The following is a 17,338-nucleotide window of genomic DNA, read 5'->3' as shown; positions in this document are numbered from 1 at the left end:
AGCGGAATCTGTACGCAGCATTTTTTATTTGTTTTCGGGGCTCTGGAAGCAGAGGGGCTGGCTTTTTCTCCCCTCTGTGGAACGGCTTTCGAGAACAGCCGTTAAGGCGAAGGAGGTTCATGCAATGCGTGACCGCTACAAGGATATGTGGGAGCAGGTCCGGGAACGGGAAGGGTCGTCGGATGCGCTGGAACAGATGCTGGACGGGATTTACGAAGAAGCGAATGAGTCGTTCCGGTTTACGGGCTGCTGCAGGCAGCTGGAGAGCGACCGAAACTCGCTGCTGGCGTGGCGGTGTCCCACATGGTACAAAAAAAGAAAGATTGACGAGCTGGAGAGAGAGTTCCAGCGGGAAAAAGAGCGGTTTCTCTGCAAATACACGGTGATGCGGTATTTGGAGCTGACCGGGAAGCTGTGATCCCCCTGCATTGCAGGGGGATTTTTCTTTTGGGGGAAGATGTAATTCATACGTGCGGGTTGGAGGAGAGAAGGCGGGCGGAGTCTGTTCGTTGTTTTTATCAGAGGGTTTTGATGGATTGCGGGCGAACGCAGTTGGCCCCTACGGGGGTAGGTGTGGGGGGCCGTTGTGAATTGGGTGTGCCGGAGAAACGGGGGGTGATTGTGGAGAGACGTTGTGGGGGAATGGATTGAGGGAGTCGGAGCAGAGGCCCGTCCCAAACGAAAGGCCGTTCGAGGAACCGCGGGCGGGCAATGCCCGCCCCTACAGTTTTGGGGGACGTTGTGGGGGAATGGATTGAGGGGGGCGGACGCCGCAAAAAATTGTAAGGCAGGAGATTATGAGGTGCATTGAGGGAAATAATTTCCCAAAATTGGAAAGTTGTTACTTTTGTGACGGGGGGCGGGAGTATACTGATACCAGTGAAAGACGGGCGGGGATGATTTTTGGGCGAGCAAGAGCGTTTCCCGCGGCGTTGCGGGCTTTCCGGCCGTTTCCGACAGCCTCTCGTGAGGCGTTTTTTTGCGCGGCAGACACGGCGGAGGGCGGCCGGCCGGCTTTCACACATTTTTTCCCCTTAACCTTCCATTTTACCTCCATTCCATTGGGGTGAGGCGCTATTAGGCGCTTCGCCTCCCGCGCGCGGGGCAGGCTGACGCTTGTCCCGCGTGTTTTTTGCGGGGAGAAAGGGAGGGAGAGGCGAATAGGGCGGCAGACAGGATGAGCGGCGCTTTGGGGCAGCCGAAAGAAGGAATTATTGGAGGTTTCCGAAATGGAAATGCTGGATAGAGATCAATTGGCGCCAATGGGTGCGGAAGGCTGTGCAAAGGGCGGCGCGGATGCTTTTGCAGAGGGTTCCGGACAGGCGGAAAAGCGGGGGCGGCCTCGGAAAAAGGCGGTTCCCGGGGAGGCGGAGGTTTCTGAGGGAATGAAAGATTCCGACAAAATGAGCGGCTCTGAGAATGCGGCGGGAAGCGCGGGAGTTCCCGGGGAGGCGACTCCAAAAAAGAGGGGCAGGCCACGGATTCATCCGGCGAAGGAGCCGGGGGCTGAACCGAGAAAGCGGGGGCGGCCGGCAATCCATCCGGTGATGGAAGACGACATCTGCGGGGCGGCGTTCCGCAAACAGGGGCGCAAGCCCAAAAACGGCTGGAAGGCGGAGGAGCTTTTAGAGGGCGAGGCCATCAACGGCGCGTGGGAAAAAGTGGCGGAGCTGCTGCTCCGGGGCGAGCCGGGAATGCCCATCCGGGAAATCGCCAAAGAGGCGAACATCAGCAGGGACATGGTGTACCGGTATCTCAAGGACGAGGGGTTCAACCGGTATTTGGACGCGCTGATCGACGAGGAAATCAGGAGCTGTGAGGCGGCTATCTGGCACAGGCTGAAAGAAATGTGCCTTGAGGGGGACTTACAGGCCATCAAATACTATTTCGACCTGCGGGGCAAGCGGGCGAAGGGGCCGGAGGAAGGACAGGGGACGGTGGTGCAGATCATCGACGACGTGCCGGACCTGTCGCCGGAGGAATTAAAAGAGATTTACGGGCCCCTGGCGGGGGAGGAATTGACGGATGACGCCTGATAAGCTGAATCCGCTGATCGCGCCCAGCTTTGCGAGCCTGCACCGGCAGGTGTTAAACGGCGGGTTCAGCCACTACTGGCTCAAGGGCGGGAGAGGGAGCGCCAAGTCGTCCTTCATCAGCCTGGAAATCGTGCTGGGGGTCATGCGGGACCCAAACGCCAACGCAGTGGTGCTCCGCAAAGTGGGGACGACGCTCCGGGACAGCGTGTTTGAGCAGGTGGTCTGGGCGGTGGAGAAGCTTCAGGTGGCGGATCTGTGGGAGCAGAAAAAAACGCCCCTCTGCCTCATCTTCAAGCCGACGGGACAGAAAATCCTGTTCCGGGGCGGGGACAACCCGCAGAAAATCAAGTCGGTGAAGGTGTCGAGGGGCTATGTGCGGTTCATCTGGTACGAGGAAGTGGACGAATTCCGGGGAATCGAGGAGCTGCGGGTCATCAACCAGTCGCTGATGCGGGGCGGGAAGAAATTCGACGTGTTCTATAGCTACAACCCGCCGAAAAACGCCGGCCACTGGGTCAACGGAGAAGTGGCGGTGCAGAGTCTCAGGGCCGACACCATCGTCCATCACTCGGACTTTCGGTGGGTTCCCATCGACTGGCTGGGGGAGCAGTTTGTGGCGGAGGCGGAGGAATTAAGGCGCAGCAGGCCGGAGTTTTACCGCCACGAGTATCTGGGAGAAGTGACGGGCACTGGGGGAGAGGTTTTCCGCAACGTGGTTTTGCGGGAGATTTCCGACGGGGAGGCGGCTTCCTTCGACCGGGTGCGGCGGGGCCTCGACTGGGGCTACGGGCCGGACCCGTTTGTTTATCTGGCCCTCCATTACGATAAAAAGCGGAGGAAGGTTTATCTTTTCTACGAGTTTTACAAGTTCAGGGCCCGGTACGACGAGATCGCGGCGGCGATTTTACGGGAAAACAAGCTCTGTGAGCCGGTGACGGCGGAGAGCGCGGAGCCTCGGTCCAACGATGAGCTCAGAGAGCGGGGAATCCGAATCCAGGCGGCGAAAAAGGGGCCGGGGAGCGTGGAGCACGGTGTGAGCTGGTTCCAGAATCTCACGGAGATCGTCATCGACCCCAATCGGTGCCCCAACGCGGCCCGGGAATTCAGCCAATACGAGCTGGACCGCGACGGCGCGGGGGGCTTTAAGGGCGGGTTCCCGGACAGAGACAACCACTGCATCGACGCGGCGCGGTACGCCTGCGAGCGGGAGATGAAGCGGGCGGGGACCAGCTTTTCGTGATAACGGAGATGACCCCGGGGGGCTGTGGAGGATTGGGGGTGTAGGGGCGGACGTCTACGTCCGCCCGCTGCGAACCCTGTGTTCAGAAAAACCGTGGAGTGGTTTTGGAAACGGCGGGGCGATGAAGGCATCGCCCCCTACGGTTTTGGGGGACGTTTCGTGGATTTGCGGGCGGGCAATGCCCGCCCCTACGGTGTTCCGGGGAGGTCTCCGCGTGAAGGCGGGCGTTTTTTGGGACAGCAGTCGTTATGACGATGAAAAAACCGCCTTTACAAAAGGCGGTGTGGGAGGAAAAGGATATGAGGGCCAATAACGCGGGGGATTTTCTCAGGATGCTCAACCCGGACGACTGCATCTATGGGTTCAAAAAGCTGTCCAACTGGGATTTGGACAAGGTGATCAAGCTCTACAAGGACAGAGGGGTTCTGCGGGGGGTGTCGGACCGGGACGAGGCGAGGAAAATCCTGTGGGACAGCACCTATAACGGCGACCGGAGGGACGTTTACGGGGAGGACCTGATCAAGTCGGGGGCTTTGGAGGTGCCGGGGCCTTTGAAGGGGCTTTCGGTGAAAAAGATCAGGGAGAAGCTTCAAAAGCACAAGCTGTACAGCTACACCTTTCGGGTGAGCTTTGAGGGAAACCACAAAAACGCCATCAAGGTGCTTCAGCAGAGCCTGAACCTGAGCGTCACGGGAAGGTACACCGAGGATGTGGCCCGGGCGGTTTACGAAAAGGTCAAGGGGGACATCAAGAAGGGGCAGGGGTATCTGGCCAGCGAGGATGATCCCGACAGGCTGTTTAAGAGCGGGTTTCAGGAGTATGTGTTCTGTGTGGATAAGGTTGTGTGGGGGCTGTGCGGAATTGAAGAGAAGTTTTTGGTGGATGACGGGGGGACGGTGTGGAAAGAACACGGACCGGATATCAGTACCGACAGCGACGCACAGTGCAGAAAAGTCTTAAAGGATATGGATAATTTTGGGTACGGATATGTCATGACTAACGGAATGAATGAACGGGTTCAAAAAATTCATCAAGACGCAGAAGCGAAAGCACAAGAAGCACTGGAATATCTCATGGGCACAGCTGCCGTGACCATTTTGAATTCACGTGGAAGTATAAGAGACGCCTCTTATCAACAGAAGTATCTATTTGCTGCAAAGACTTCTTTTGATGAATATACAATGTATTCTAACTGGAAGCAGGCCTTAGTAGATATAGTCAATATTGGTGGTTTAGTTATTGACACTGCAGAAGACTCTGAGCCATTTCTGGTTTTTTTCTTTTCACCCAGTTATTGGAAATTAATTAGTGTTGGAGCGATTCTGGTATTTGGTTTTCTACATTATATGGATCCGTCCCCCGGACTGGCTGATGCTATTGATAGCATTAAAATACCTACAAAGTACGTAAACTCAACAAGATATGACGAGGTTGTAGTTAGAAGCGGTGACTGGCAGTATCTTATAGAAGATACTGCCACTAATGTCCGAAATAAAATGATTCAAGTTGTAAATAAACAAATTGATTATTGGAAAAGTAATCCAATAGAATATAGTTCCAGTCCATATGAAACAGAACTGTATAACCGCTTTATCATTGAATACCTAGAAGGCGTCGTTTTTATGAACGAACATTTTGATGAGATGGATGTTGCTTTACAGAAGCTTTTAGATCAGTCGCCGTTTAAATAGAAATGGAGTGTTTCATCAAGATAGGATGCATAGCATTTAAGCTGTACAGGGTACAATACAACATGATAGAACACATAGAAAATTGTGCTTTTTAGCGTAGGAGATACGGGGTTAAGGGTAAGTTTGTCTTTAGGCAGCAAAAATATGCCGAAGAGAAAAGCAAGCTTGAAATAGCCCCACAGGGTGCGAATAATGTGTTTATTCAGAAGGCGGGCACAATAACGAATAGAGTGGTAGGCGGAGCGTTCCTTTTGTACGGCGGCAATTGGGGCGAAGACAGTAAGAAAAATCCAGAACGGTAGCGAAATCATAAGGGCAGTGAATGCAAGCACCGTAAGAATACCTGTGAGCGATGCGGCTACATTAAAAAGGTGCCGTAAGCCGATAAACACGCCGATAGCGGCGATTCGCGCCAGTGTGAAAAATACGCCCAGCAGGAAGATACGTCCGGCGTAGTGGAGCCAAAGCCTGCCGCCTTGGCGAATATGGAAATCGGTGGACTGTTTCAGGATAATAAATACCGGCAAAAAAACCAAAAGAGGTATCAGAAAATTGTCCAGCAGGATTGGCAGAAGGCTATCAACAAAATGGGAAAGATTCCAGGTAAGGAGATAGTCTTCTTGGCCGGTGAGGCGCTCCAGGGGCCAAAGAAACAGCCGGGAAAATGAAAGCGGATAAAAGACATCCTGCTGGCATTTCAGCCAGAAAAGGGGAATGCCGGCTAAAAGCATGACAAACGCTAAAGGTTTTGCGTGAATTTTACATTCTTTGGCAGATTGTTTGATAATTTCTGTGGTAGTCATAGAGCCTCCTTGAGGGGGATTTGGTTTTTTCTTTTAGTGTAGCAAAATTGGAAGGGACTTGATGTCGAGAAATGTCGAATGAAAAGCGGGGTTTGATGGAGAACGGCAGGCGGGGTAAAGTCTCGCATTACGGTGTACCGGATTTTATGAGAAAAGCAGGACGATGAAAAAAGCCGCCCTTATAAAAGGCGGTGTGGGAGGAAAAGGATATGAGGGCCTTTATACTGCTCAGCAAAGTAATTTTCAACAACTGGCCCATTCTGGCTCATATGCACCCATTATGAATATGCAGGCAGTTTCTGAAATTGCAGCGGAATATTTCATGCAAAATTCTGATCCGGGAGGTTCTTTAGGTGATATTCTTTCTCTATATATTGATGATGTGGATTTGACTGATATAGAAAAACTACAGGTGGTAAAAGAAGTCGTTCAAAAGAGTGAATTTAACTATCTTGTTGTCGATTCCAAATATCATTTAGAGGATACATTTATACGCTTGATTCGCAAAGAGCTGGATGATAACCAATATAAAAACAAATACACCTATAGTTCCAGCAAAATGGAAACAGAATTATACAATACGGTCATTGTAGATTATTTGCAGATAGTGTTACATATCAATGAAAATAGCGGGTTTTATAGAAAATGCTTCGATCCATATCTGGAGTAAATTTTATTTGTTGAGCTTTTTGGCCAGCTTTTTGAGGCGAGGACGCATATCGAAGATACGCTGGGATGAAAATTCCCGTAAAAGGTAAAGGTAGGCGGCCATTTCCAGCGGCTCGACAACGCCGGCGACGACTGCGGAAAGGATTCCATAAAAGGGAAGATTGGCGCACAGGAAATAAAGAAGGAAATGGGGAGAAAAGAAAATAAGAGTAATTTTCAGAAAACTCCAGAAGTTTGCGAAGAAATTCTGAGCAAGCAGAAGGTAGCTGCGCTGAAGCCCATTGTAGGTTTTGCGATTCTCTGCTGCAATGACGATTGGCGTTATTTTCAACGCGAACATTAGCATGGGTAGAAAGATAACGATGATGCAGATAAGGAAAAAGTTAATACCTGTAAAAAGTCCGCTGTAATCAACGAGAGGATCGGTATCTGTGGCCATTTGAATAAATTTGTAGAGGATAGCAAGGGTATAGAAAAGTTCTACCGAAAGGCCCCATAGGAGGGTAAAGCGTACAAATGCTCCAGAAGAGTCACGCCAACTTGTCATAAATGTTGTTTTAGTTTCTTCTTTTTGCTTGTTTAATATAAGAATAATTGGCAGTGTTGTGCAAACAGGAATGATAGCGTACTGAATTAGAAATATTCCTATAGTAGAGGAAACTGATAGAATACTGGGAGGCGTGAGGCCATCTCTTACAAACGGAGAGTGGAATACCGTCTTCATGATATAAAAGGTGGCATCCCACAGCCGATAGCCGGGAATTTGACCGATCAAGTTTGTAATTATAGATAGGATTAGACGGAAAATGATGGATACGATGAGTAAAGGTTTCCAGTGAGTCAAACAGTTTTCTGCCGATTTTTTCAGTATTTCTACGGTTGATTTCATAGGGGCCTCCTACAACAGAAATTTTGTTTCTTTTAGTGTAGCAAAATTGGAAGGGACTTGATGTCGAGAAATGTCGAATGAAAAAACGACTAAAAAAACTGCCTAGGCTGGCGGGGAAAAGCTAAATGGCAGCTAAATTGGAAACTTAATGCGTTTCTACTAAATACATCATGCTCCTGACCTTGATGGGGTAAAGGGCGGCGGATAGAAGGGCGTGCAGCGAAAAATACATCATCAGGTCAAGGCCGTTTGTTTTGTATGCAGCATAAAATTTGCCGAATGAAATGAAAAAGAGGGCCGCGTGTGCAAACCAAAAGATAACGTTGACCTTGAAGTAGTTCCACAGGACGGTGAAAAAGTGTTTTTTCAGCAGGTTAACGCAGTTTTTGATGGCCGCAAAGGCCGTTTTGTCTTCGCATACGATAGTAATGCCGGCAAATCCAGAAACGATGATCCAAAAGGGCAGTATGATGGCGATGGCAAGGCATACTGCGAAGATGAAAAGGCAAATCCAAGGAAGGGGGCCTTTGTTTTCAGAGCCAGTTCCCCACTCATAGAGGGTGCGGAGGCCAAAAAAAATGTAGAAGCACAGGAGCCGTGTGGCGATGAGCATTAATTGCAGCAAAAGCAGCTGGGGGATTTTTTTTACTGTGCCGGATAAATACTGTCCAAAAGGCTTGGTGGTTCCTGCCCAGTACAGCCCGGCGACTGGAAGAAAGGCAAAAATGGGGACAAGCAGGCTGTCAGTAACCAGGTAGGGGAGACTTTTAAGAAAATCCTGGAAGCTGCTGAGAGCGAATGCAGAACCAATTTCCGGAATTTTCAGAGGGGACGTCCATAAGTACAGTTTGAAAGCGGAAAAAGGATAACTTGCGAATTGATTGACCCGGAACCAGAAAAGCGGGAAAATCAAAAACAGGGAGATAACTAAAAAGAATTTCCAGTGTTTTTGATACTCTTTGCCGGAGATTTTTACAATTTCAAATGCTGAGTACATAGCGGGCCTCCTCAGATGAAATTTTGTTTCTTTTAGTGTAGCAGGAAGCGGAAAAAGAAGATGTCGAAAAATGTCGAATAGAAGGCCGGGGTTGGTCGATACAGTCTCGATGGATCTCATTCGTGGCGGGAGCCGCGTTGAGAAATTCGTTTGCTTTGAAAAGGCAAGGCTTCGGGGAGAATCGGCCGCGAAATGTGTTTGAGAAGGCGGGGAAATCTTTTGGAACGGCGGGAAGCGGCCAGGCGGAGCGTCTCTGCCCCTACTGGGTGGTTTTGGGGAGGCGCGGGCGGATATGGAATCCGCCCGCCACGGATTTTTGGGGAGGCTTCGGCACGGGATGGCGGATGGAGCGAGCTCTGCTCCTGCGGGAGGCGGGGAGGCTCGGCGGAGCGTGCATTGATTTTATGGGGAAATTTTTGGAGAGCCGCGGGCGGAATAAGTAGTCTCGTTGTGGGGTGCGGGGAGGTTTCCGGGTGAACGCGGACGGAGCAAGTCGTGTCCCTGCGGGGTGCGGGGAGGTTTCCGGGTGAACGCGGACGGAGCAAGTCGTGTCCCTGCGGGGTGCGGGGAGGTTTCCGGGTGGACGCGGACGGAGCAAGTCGTGTCCCTGCAGGGTGCGGGGAGGTTTTTGGGCGCCGCGGGCTATCCTCCATTTGGATGGCGGCGGGGCTGTTAATTTAGAAAGGGAAGTGACGCAAATGTTTTTTACCGAGACGGGAAATGAGACGAAACGCTTAAACGCGCTCATCGAGGCGGGGGCAAAAGAACTCATGGCGGACGACGAGGCGCTGGCCGACCGGGTGCGGGAATGGGCTTTTGACCCCAGGCGCATCCAGATGCTTGATGGGGCGCGGTACTACCGGGGGGACAACGACATCCTCGGGCGGAAGCGGCTGGTCATCGGGGAGGACGGGGAGCTTGTGGAGGATAAAAGCCTGACGAACAACCGGATCGCCCACTCTTTTTTTCGAAAGCTGGTGGATCAGAAGAGCCAGTACCTGTTCGGGCGGCCGTTCTCCGTCAGTACCGACGACGGGGCGTACGGGGACATCCTCAACGGGATTTTTGACCAGAGGCTCCGGCGAAAAATCCAAAACCTCTGCAAAGAGGCGGTGGTGAAGGGGATCGCCTGGCTTCAGCCGTACATTGACCACGAGGGCATCCACTTTCAGAAGATTCCGGCAGAGGAAGTGATTCCGCTGTGGGAAGATTCGGAGCACACCGTTTTGGAGGCGGCGGTGCGGGTGTACACCTCGGAAGGGTACGAGGGCCGGCGGAAAAAGACCTTCACCCATGTGGAGTACTGGGACTCCGACGGGGTGCGGTACTACCTGATGGAGAACGGCAAGCTCAGCCCCGACCCCATGAGGGCCGACAGCTGCCACATGACGATTGGCGGGAAGGGCTACAACTTCAAAAAGGTGCCGTTCATCCCGTTTAAGTACAACGAGGAGGAGATTTCCCTCATCCGGTATGTGAAGCCGCTCATCGACGATTACGACCTCTTAAAATCCGACGATTCCAACGCCATTATGGACACGCCCAACTCGATTCTGGTGGTGAAAAACTACGACGGACAGGGGCTGGGGGAATTCCGCAAAAATCTCAGCCAGTACAAGGCGGTGAAGGTCACTGACGACGGGGGGCTGGACATCAAGTCCACCGGTCTCAGCACCGACATGGTGGAGAAGCACTTAAAGCTGGACCGCAAGGACCTGTATGAGGCGGGGAGAGGGGTGGACACCCAGAGCGAGGATTTAAAGACCGCGTCGGGGGTGGCGCTGAAATTTTTATATGCCGATTTGGATTTGGACTGCAACGGCATCGAGAGCGAGTTCATGGGTGGGCTTTCGGAAATGGTTTCTTTTGTGAACCTGTGGCTCCAGCTGAGCGGGCAGGGGGATTTCGGCGACAAATCCGTGCGGTTTGTGCTCAACCGGGACATCATTATCAACGAGGAGCAGGCCATCGACGACTGCATGAAATCCGAAGGGATGCTGTCGCGGCAGACGGTGCTGGAGAACCATCCCTGGGTTACCGATGTGGAGGAAGAGCTCCGCCGGTGCGGGGAAGGAAACGAGTAAGTTTTTGCGGCATAAAAGTTGCACTAAGCGATTTTTAAATACAGACAGAAAGGAATGAGTGCTACGGACTGGTTTCAAAAAATGGTGAAGGCGGCGGAAGAGAACCTGACGCTGCCGGAGTCCCTCAACGAAGCTTCCGGCGGGAAAAAGCCGGGAGAAGAGCCGGATGTTTCCAAAACGGCGGCCAGGGAAGCGGTTTCTGAAAAAAAGGCTTCGGAGCAGGGGGACAAGCCTGTTTCGGAGGAGAAGGAAGGCTTTGGCGGGAAGGAGGCTTCCCAGGATGAGGCGGCCGAGGAAAAAGCGGAGGCCGGCGAGGGAGAGGCTTCGGCGGAGGCGGAAACGGAGCTGGAAGAGCTGCCAAGCGAGGCTGAGGCCTGGGCGCTGGTGGCGGCGCTCCAAAAGCAGGTGGCGGAGCTCACTGCCCGTGAGAAGGCGTTGGAGGCGGAGCTAAAGGCCGAGAAAGACGGCCGTCTGGCCGACCGGGAGGAAATGTCGGTCAAGCTGGAGCTCATCAAAGCCGGGGCGCTGGACGCCGACTACCTGGCCTTTAAAATGGGCGGGGAGGCCGCCTTTGACGAGGAGGGGAACCTTCTCGAGGCCGACGGATTTGTCCGGGAGGCCAAAAAGCGGTATCCCGCTCTGTTTCGGGCGGCATTCCCGGCCGACATCGAAGGGGTAAAGCCCGGAGACGGCGGCATGGGGGTCGGGCGCAGGCCTGACACCGGATTCCTGACCTATTCCCAGGAGCAGAGGCTCAGAGAGCGGAGATAGGGGATTCTTTCCGATTTTCCAAAACGCTTCGGGAGAGGGCGGGGCGAGCAGCGTCAGCGCGGAGCCCCGGAAAGCCGTGGGACGGAAGGATTCCGGAGCACGGGGCCCCTGTCCGGCCCGAGCAGCGTCAGCGCCAGGGGCGGGGACGAGGGGAAGGCGGGCGGCGGGCCGGGGCGCGGAGGTTTCGGTGGGGAGATGATGTTCGCTCCCGTGATGCTCCGGGGGAATTGCGGGTTGTAGGGGCTGACGCCCAGATTAGCCCGGATTTTACCGGATGTCTCCGGTTGAACGCAGGCAGATATGGAATCCGCGCCTGCGGGGCTTCGGGGGAAATGGCGGAGGGACGGTGCTCGTTTTCCGCGGTTTCCGGGGAGGCTTCGGGGGGAGGTGAGTTCGCTCCACCTTGGTGGCTTTCAGACGTTTTTGGTGAGCCACGGGCGGGTGATAGCCGCGCCTGCGGGGCTTCGGAAGAACGGGGGGTGCAGGGGCGGCTGACGCCCGCATCGGCCCGCGGTTTTCCAAAAGGTTATCCGGGGCGCAGGGATAGTTTTCCGGGAGGACTGCAAGGCTGCTTAGGCGGCCAACATCATTCGGCGTGAGGGGGAAATCCTCTGACGATACATTTTACGGGCGCCGGGAAATAGCCGGCATCCAATTCATTTGAGAAAGGAAGAACCAATATGGCACTTTTTAACGCAACCAATTTTAACGCGGAAGTGTTCGGCAAATACGTCGACCGCATTCCCAACCTGAAACGCAACGAGCTGATCCGCTCCAAGGCAATCGTGGAGCGCCAGCGCATCGCGTCCATCTTCTCCGAGCAGGCGGGCGGCAACTATGCGGCGACTCCGCTCTTCGGCCAGATCGGCGGCACTCCCGCCAACTACGACGGCAAGACCGATACCCCCACAAACACCACAAAGACCTTTTCCCATTACCGGGTGGTAGTCGGACGCCAGAATTCCTGGACGGAGAACGATTTTTCCGCTGACATTGCCGGCGGCGCTGACTTTATGGACAACGTGGGCCAGCAGATCGCCGAATATTGGGACGCGGTGGACCAGGACACTATTCTCTCGATTCTGAAGGGCATTTTTGCCATGACCGGCACCGAGAACAAAAAATTCGTGGACAGCCACACCTACGACGTGACGGCGGTAGGCGACGGATTGTTCGGTGCGTCCACCCTCAACAAAGTCATCCAGCAGGCGGCGGGTGACAACAAGCAGAAGTTTTCCCTCGTCATCATGCACTCCGAGGTGGCGACGAATCTTGAGAACCTCAATCTGATGGAGTACCTGAAATACACCGACGCAAACGGCATCCAGAGGGATTTGTGCCTGGCGTCCTTAAACGGCAAGCTGGTGCTCATCGATGACAGTATGCCGGTCGAACAGGTGGCGGCCACCGGTTCCGGTGATACTGCTGTTCCTGCACACAATAAATATACCACCTACGTTTTGGGAGACGGCGCCATCGAGTACACCAACTGCGGCGTCGAGGTCCCCTATGAGATGGACCGCGACCCCAAGACAAACGGCGGCCAGACCACCCTGTACGCCAGACAGAGAAAGATTTTTGCCCCTTACGGCATCAATTTCACCAAGAAAAATATGGTTTCTCTGTCCCCCACCGACGCTGAGCTGCAAAACGGCGCCAACTGGGAGCTGGTGAACACCAACGAGGCTTCCGGCAAGGAGTACATCAACCACAAGGCCATTCCCATCGCCAGAGTCATCTCCAAGGGTTGATTTTTTGGCCGGGTTCCGGCAAAGACGCCAGTCCCGGCGGGGAGACCGTGAGCGGGATGGCTGGCCCCGGCAGCGGCTGGTGGCCGGAGTTCACGCTTGGGGCTTGCGGCGGAGCCAGTGTGACACGGCGGCCCCGGGTGGGGCCTTGAGAGGAAAGGTTTGATGATATGAACATTGCGGATAAGGCAAAACTGCTGCTTGCCGATGGGTATGACGAGGCGCTGCTGCTGTTTTGCTGCGAACTGACCGAGGAGTACATCAAAAGCTACTGCCATCTGGAGGAAATCCCCAAAGGGGCGGAACATCTCGCCTCTCAGATGGCGGCGGGCTGCTACCGGGAGGCGAAGGACGGCGGCAAAGCGGTCAAATCTGTCACCCGGGGCGATTTTTCTGTCACCTACAGCGACGGGGCCCAGGATGTGCTTCAAGGTTATAGCGAAAGGCTCAACGCCTTTCGAAAGATGAAGTGGTAGCAGGCGGGATATCCCCGTGGCAGGGGTCAGGGAGAAAGGAACGGAAGATTCGATGAACGAAGAGCAGATCATCGCCTCCACCTTCGATGGGGTGATGGATGTATATGAGCGTAGGTACAAGGAGGGGAAGCTCATCCAAGAGGAGGAGGAGAACCTTTTGTACAAGCGGTTTCCCTGCGCTGTGAGCCGCTCCCGTTCCGGCGCGCGGTACGGCAACCAGCCGGTCAAGCAAGGGCAGGCGGCGGCGCTTAACTACGAGACCAAGGTGTTTGCCTCCCCAAAGCTCAGTATCCCGGCGGGATGCAGTTTAGTGGTGACCCAGTACGGCAAAACCGTCCGCTACGTCACCTGCGGCGAGCCGGTGCGGTATCCCACCCACCAGGAGATCTTGGTGGTGCGGGAGGATTACGCGTAAAAGGGGCGGTGCGCGGGGGCGAATGCGACGGCATTTGATTTTGACCCGCCCTTACGCGGGGACGTTCCGGGAATTTGCGGGCGGGTGATGCCCGTCTCTGCGGTGCCTGGGGCCCAGGGATTCATCCTGCCCCTGGGGCGTTCCGAAAAACAGGCGGAGCGAACAGCAAAGGACGGAAAAGATATGTTACAAGAACTGATCAAAGGGGCGGCAACGGCCATTGCCAGGGCTTTCGGGCCGGAAACGGCCATCTACACCGAAATGGTGCGGCAAAACCTCAAGCGGCCCTGTTTTTTCATCGAGGGGGGAGACCTCTCGGAAAAGCGGGTGGTGGGCAACCGCTACCGGCGGACGACGCCTTTGAGCGTCACTTACTTTCCCAGCGAGGAGAAAATCCCCGTAAAGCGCAACGCTGAGATGGCGCAAGTTGCCGAGGAGCTGTTCTGCGTCATGGAAACCCTTGCGCTGGAGGACGGCTCTGTTATGCGGGGAACCTCCCTGCGGGCCCAGAACGCCGGAGAAGTCCTGCGGTTTTCGGGCCAGTACGGCGGGTTTGTCACAAAACTCCCCGACGAAAACCCGGTGCTCATGGGCGACCTGACGCTGCGGGAAGGGGTGTGAGCGGGTTCCAGGAGAAAGCGGCCTGGACGGATTCCATTTGGAGGCCGGAAAAGCGGTTTTGGCCGGAGCGCGGAGAAATTTACCCAGAGAGGCCGATGGCTTTGCCCGGGGCGGTGTTAAAGGGGGCGGGCGCCGGGGAGGCGGAAGCTTTTCGGAGGCACGCAGGCCAGCTGTTCGGGAAGAAATCCCTTTGGGGCTTGGAAATTTGCGTTTGAAAAGGAGAACGCTTTTTCGGGCGGCGGGCGTTTGGCGTTTCGGGGAGGCAGGGGCCTTTTGTGGGAGCAGAAACGGCCGTTTGGGGAGGCTAGCTCTTCTGCGGCACGTAGAAGCTGCCGTTCGGGGTCGAACGACTTTTGTGAACGGCGGGGATGAGCCGTATTGGGAGGCAGGAGCCTTCAGAGACGCGGAAACGGGCCGTTTGGGGAGGCGAGACTTCTTGAGCGGAATAAAATTGCCGTCCGGGGAATGGAAAACCTTTGGACGCGCAGGTTGCTGCCCGAAAAAAGACAGAAGGCTTTTTTCGGGCTTAAAAATTGCCGTTTAGCGGGGCGTTGAGATAAGAACAAAACCGTAGGGGCGGCCATTGGCCGCCCGTGGGCGCGGGATACGCGCGGGTCGGATCGGTGTCGTGGCAGAATGCAGCGGGCGATTGGCTTGGCCACGGGTGTGCGATGCGTGCCCCTACATGGTTTCGTTCAAACAGCGCCCGCAAGAGAGCGGAGCCGTCCTGAAGGCGCGAGCCTGATAAGGCGGATTTATTTTACGAAAGGAACGTCAATTTTTTGACGGATGGTGAATTATTATGGCCATTGGCGGCGGTACATTTACCTCTCAGAACAAGGCTTTGCCGGGGGCGTACATCAATTTTATCAGCGCTTCCAGAGCCGACGCGGCCCTCTCCGACAGGGGGAGTGCCGCTATGGCGCTGGAGCTTGACTGGGGCCCTGAGGGAGAGGTCTTTACGGTTTATGCCGAGGACTTTATGAAAAACGCCCGGAGCATTTTCGGCTACGGGGCTGCCGACGACAGGATGAAGGGGCTTTGCGACCTCTTTATGAACATCCGCGTCGGACATTTTTACAGATTAAACGGGGGCGCGAAAGCCTCCTGCTCCTACGGAACCGCAAAATACAGCGGCACGAGAGGCAACGACCTTAAAATCGCGATCCGTGTAAACGGGGACGACGGGCAGAAATTCGACGTAATCACCGTTTTGGACGGCGCGGAAGCGGACAAGCAAACGGTCGCGGCGGCGGCGGACCTTATGGACAACGATTACATCGTGTTCAAAAAAGACGCCACCCTGAGCGCCACGGCGGGGGTCTCTTTGACAGGCGGCACCAACGCCCAGAACGTCCAGCAGTCCGATTACGAGGGATTCCTCGATAAAATCGAGAGCGAGAGCTTTAACACGCTGGGCTGCATGTCAAATGTGGACGCGGTGAAGGAGCTTTTCGTCCAGTTCACCAAGCGGATGCGGGAAGAGGTGGGCGTCAAGTTCCAGACCGTTCTCTATCAGAAGGCGGCGGACTATGAAGGCGTCATCTCGGTGGAAAACGCGGTCACAGACGGGGCGGCAGAGAGCCTCGTCTACTGGGTTACAGGCTTGCAGGCGGGCTGCCCGGTCAATAAGAGCTGCCTCAACGCTGTGTACGACGGGGCGTTTTCGGTAGACACGGGCTACACCCAGGCGGAGCTGTCTAAAAACCTCAAGGCGGGCAAATTCATGCTCCACAAGGTGGGCGACAAAGTGCGGGTGCTGGGCGACGTGAACACATTTGTGTCGGTGAGCGCCGACAAGAGCGCCGATTTCTCCGACAATCAGGTCATCCGCGTCCTCGACCAGATCGGAAACGACATCGCGGTGCTCTTCAACGAGCGCTACCTGGGCCAGGTGCCCAACGACGCGGCGGGGCGTATTTCCCTCTGGAACGACATCGTCCGCCACCATCGGCAGCTTAGCGACGTGAGAGCCATCGAGGAGTTTACCTCCGACAGCATCGTCGTGGAGCAGGGCAATACCAAAAAGAGCGTGGTGGTCAGCGACCGCATCACCCCCGTCAGCGCCATGGCGCAGCTTTACATGACGGTCGTGGTGGAGTAAAAACGGTGGCTGCCAAAAGATTTACTGTCAGATAGGGAAACGGCGGGGAATAAGTTGAATGCGGCAGCATTTGATTTTGACCCGCGCCTGCGGTTCTCCGGAAACAGGGAACCGGGCGGAGCAGAGCCTCTCCCCTGCGGATTCCCGGAGGGAGGGAGGACGGAGCGCCTACGGTTCCCCGGAAACGGAGAAAGGGCGGAGAAAACGCCGTCCCTGCGATTGCCCAGAAATTCGGGCGGACGGGTTGGAACGTCCGCTCAAACAGTTGAATTCCCAGAAAGGAATGATTTTACATGCGTACCATGAATGCAAAAGACGCGGTGGCAGCGTCCCTTGCCGAATGCTTTGTGACCATCGACGGCCGGCGCTACAATTTCATGCAGGCCATCAATTTGGAGGCGAACTTCAAAAAAACCAAGGCCAAGGTGCCGATTCTCGGCAAGCCCGGGCAGGGCAACAAGTCCACCGGCTGGGAGGGCAGCGGAAAAGCGACCTTCCATTACAACTCCTCGGTGTTTCGCAAGCTGTTTTACAACTTCAAGGAAACTGGCGAGGACATTTACTTCGACATCCAGGTGACCAACGAGGACCCGGCTTCCTCGGTGGGCAGGCAGACCGTCATTTTGAAGGACTGCAATTTAAACGGCGGCGTGCTGGCGAAATTCAGCGCCTCCGACGATTACCTCCAGGAGAGCATCGACTTTACCTTCGAGGACTTCGAAATGCCGGAGACTTTTAAAAACCTGGCCGGTATGTAGGCCGGGGGAGCCGCCCTCCGGGAGAGTTTTCCCGGA

The 17,338-nt window shown here is 54.9% G+C and carries 18 protein-coding genes; 15 read left to right on the top strand and 3 right to left on the bottom strand.

Annotated elements, in window-relative coordinates; all coding sequences use genetic code 11:
- Positions 1–124: 124 nt before the first annotated feature.
- The 5 genes from H8710_RS06340 (at position 125) to H8710_RS06320 (ending at position 4,967) form a co-directional block, all read left to right on the top strand.
- A complete protein-coding gene (locus tag H8710_RS06340) occupies positions 125–418 on the top strand; it encodes a hypothetical protein (protein WP_249294600.1) in 294 nt (97 codons plus the stop codon).
- A gap of 811 nt (positions 419–1,229) precedes the next feature.
- Positions 1,230–2,036: a phBC6A51 family helix-turn-helix protein gene (locus H8710_RS06335; RefSeq protein WP_249294599.1), complete on the top strand. Its 807-nt coding sequence runs from the start codon at positions 1,230–1,232 to the stop codon at positions 2,034–2,036.
- The gene (locus H8710_RS06330) at positions 2,026–3,276 is read left to right on the top strand and encodes a PBSX family phage terminase large subunit (protein ID WP_249294597.1); all 1,251 of its coding nucleotides are present in this window, start codon (positions 2,026–2,028) and stop codon (positions 3,274–3,276) included. Before H8710_RS06335 ends, H8710_RS06330 begins: the two co-directional genes overlap by 11 nt.
- 121 nt (positions 3,277–3,397) lie before the next feature.
- A complete protein-coding gene (locus H8710_RS06325; RefSeq protein ID WP_249294595.1) occupies positions 3,398–3,589 on the top strand; it encodes a hypothetical protein in 192 nt (63 codons plus the stop codon).
- Positions 3,576–4,967 carry a hypothetical protein gene (locus H8710_RS06320; RefSeq protein ID WP_249294593.1) on the top strand — a complete coding sequence of 464 codons (1,392 nt, stop codon included), beginning with the start codon at positions 3,576–3,578 and terminating at the stop codon, positions 4,965–4,967. Before H8710_RS06325 ends, H8710_RS06320 begins: the two co-directional genes overlap by 14 nt.
- On the opposite strand, the gene H8710_RS06315 is transcribed toward H8710_RS06320, so the two are convergent.
- Positions 4,949–5,770, bottom strand: coding sequence for a hypothetical protein (locus H8710_RS06315; protein WP_249294592.1), 822 nt, complete (start codon positions 5,768–5,770; stop codon positions 4,949–4,951). The genes H8710_RS06320 and H8710_RS06315 overlap by 19 nt on opposite strands.
- A gap of 163 nt (positions 5,771–5,933) precedes the next feature.
- Here H8710_RS06315 and H8710_RS06310 point away from each other — a divergent pair, with 163 nt between their 5' ends.
- Positions 5,934–6,440 (top strand): hypothetical protein, encoded by a 507-nt coding sequence (locus H8710_RS06310; RefSeq protein ID WP_249294590.1) that lies wholly within the window; start codon positions 5,934–5,936, stop codon positions 6,438–6,440.
- Between the two features lie 3 nt (positions 6,441–6,443).
- Here the strand turns inward: H8710_RS06310 and H8710_RS06305 are convergent, their stop codons facing one another.
- Positions 6,444–6,986 carry a hypothetical protein gene (locus tag H8710_RS06305; protein ID WP_249294587.1) on the bottom strand — a complete coding sequence of 181 codons (543 nt, stop codon included), beginning with the start codon at positions 6,984–6,986 and terminating at the stop codon, positions 6,444–6,446.
- Between the two features lie 487 nt (positions 6,987–7,473).
- Positions 7,474–8,325, bottom strand: a complete 852-nt coding sequence (locus H8710_RS06300; RefSeq protein WP_249294585.1) for a hypothetical protein — start codon at positions 8,323–8,325, stop codon at positions 7,474–7,476.
- 194 nt (positions 8,326–8,519) lie between these two features.
- Between H8710_RS06300 and H8710_RS06295 the strand changes: the two genes are divergently transcribed.
- From H8710_RS06295 to H8710_RS06255, 9 genes are all read left to right on the top strand, one after another.
- Positions 8,520–8,768 (top strand): hypothetical protein, encoded by a 249-nt coding sequence (locus H8710_RS06295; protein WP_249294583.1) that lies wholly within the window; start codon positions 8,520–8,522, stop codon positions 8,766–8,768.
- Between the two features lie 255 nt (positions 8,769–9,023).
- Entirely contained in the window at positions 9,024–10,409 is a 1,386-nt protein-coding gene (locus tag H8710_RS06290; protein WP_249294581.1) for a phage portal protein, read from the top strand.
- Between the two features lie 54 nt (positions 10,410–10,463).
- Positions 10,464–11,180, top strand: a complete 717-nt coding sequence (locus H8710_RS06285) for a hypothetical protein (RefSeq protein ID WP_249294577.1) — start codon at positions 10,464–10,466, stop codon at positions 11,178–11,180.
- 680 nt (positions 11,181–11,860) lie between these two features.
- Entirely contained in the window at positions 11,861–12,931 is a 1,071-nt protein-coding gene (locus tag H8710_RS06280) for a phage coat protein (protein WP_249294576.1), read from the top strand.
- A 167-nt stretch (positions 12,932–13,098) separates the two neighbouring features.
- On the top strand, positions 13,099–13,404 hold the full coding sequence (locus tag H8710_RS06275; protein WP_249294574.1) for a head-tail connector protein: 306 nt from the start codon (positions 13,099–13,101) through the stop codon (positions 13,402–13,404).
- Positions 13,405–13,456: 52 nt separating this feature from the next.
- Positions 13,457–13,819 (top strand): hypothetical protein, encoded by a 363-nt coding sequence (locus tag H8710_RS06270; protein WP_249294573.1) that lies wholly within the window; start codon positions 13,457–13,459, stop codon positions 13,817–13,819.
- 183 nt (positions 13,820–14,002) lie between these two features.
- Positions 14,003–14,440 carry a phage tail terminator family protein gene (locus H8710_RS06265; protein WP_249294571.1) on the top strand — a complete coding sequence of 146 codons (438 nt, stop codon included), beginning with the start codon at positions 14,003–14,005 and terminating at the stop codon, positions 14,438–14,440.
- Positions 14,441–15,242: 802 nt separating this feature from the next.
- Positions 15,243–16,544 carry a phage tail sheath family protein gene (locus H8710_RS06260; protein WP_249294570.1) on the top strand — a complete coding sequence of 434 codons (1,302 nt, stop codon included), beginning with the start codon at positions 15,243–15,245 and terminating at the stop codon, positions 16,542–16,544.
- Between the two features lie 293 nt (positions 16,545–16,837).
- The gene (locus H8710_RS06255; protein ID WP_249294568.1) at positions 16,838–17,302 is read left to right on the top strand and encodes a phage tail tube protein; all 465 of its coding nucleotides are present in this window, start codon (positions 16,838–16,840) and stop codon (positions 17,300–17,302) included.
- The last annotated feature ends 36 nt before the right edge of the window (positions 17,303–17,338 follow it).

It is taken from the genome of Fumia xinanensis (assembly GCF_014384905.1).
Classification (GTDB): domain Bacteria; phylum Bacillota; class Clostridia; order Oscillospirales; family Ruminococcaceae; genus Fumia; species Fumia xinanensis.
The sequence above is the reverse complement of the archived record's forward strand: the minus strand, read 5'-3'. Positions and strand labels throughout refer to the sequence as shown.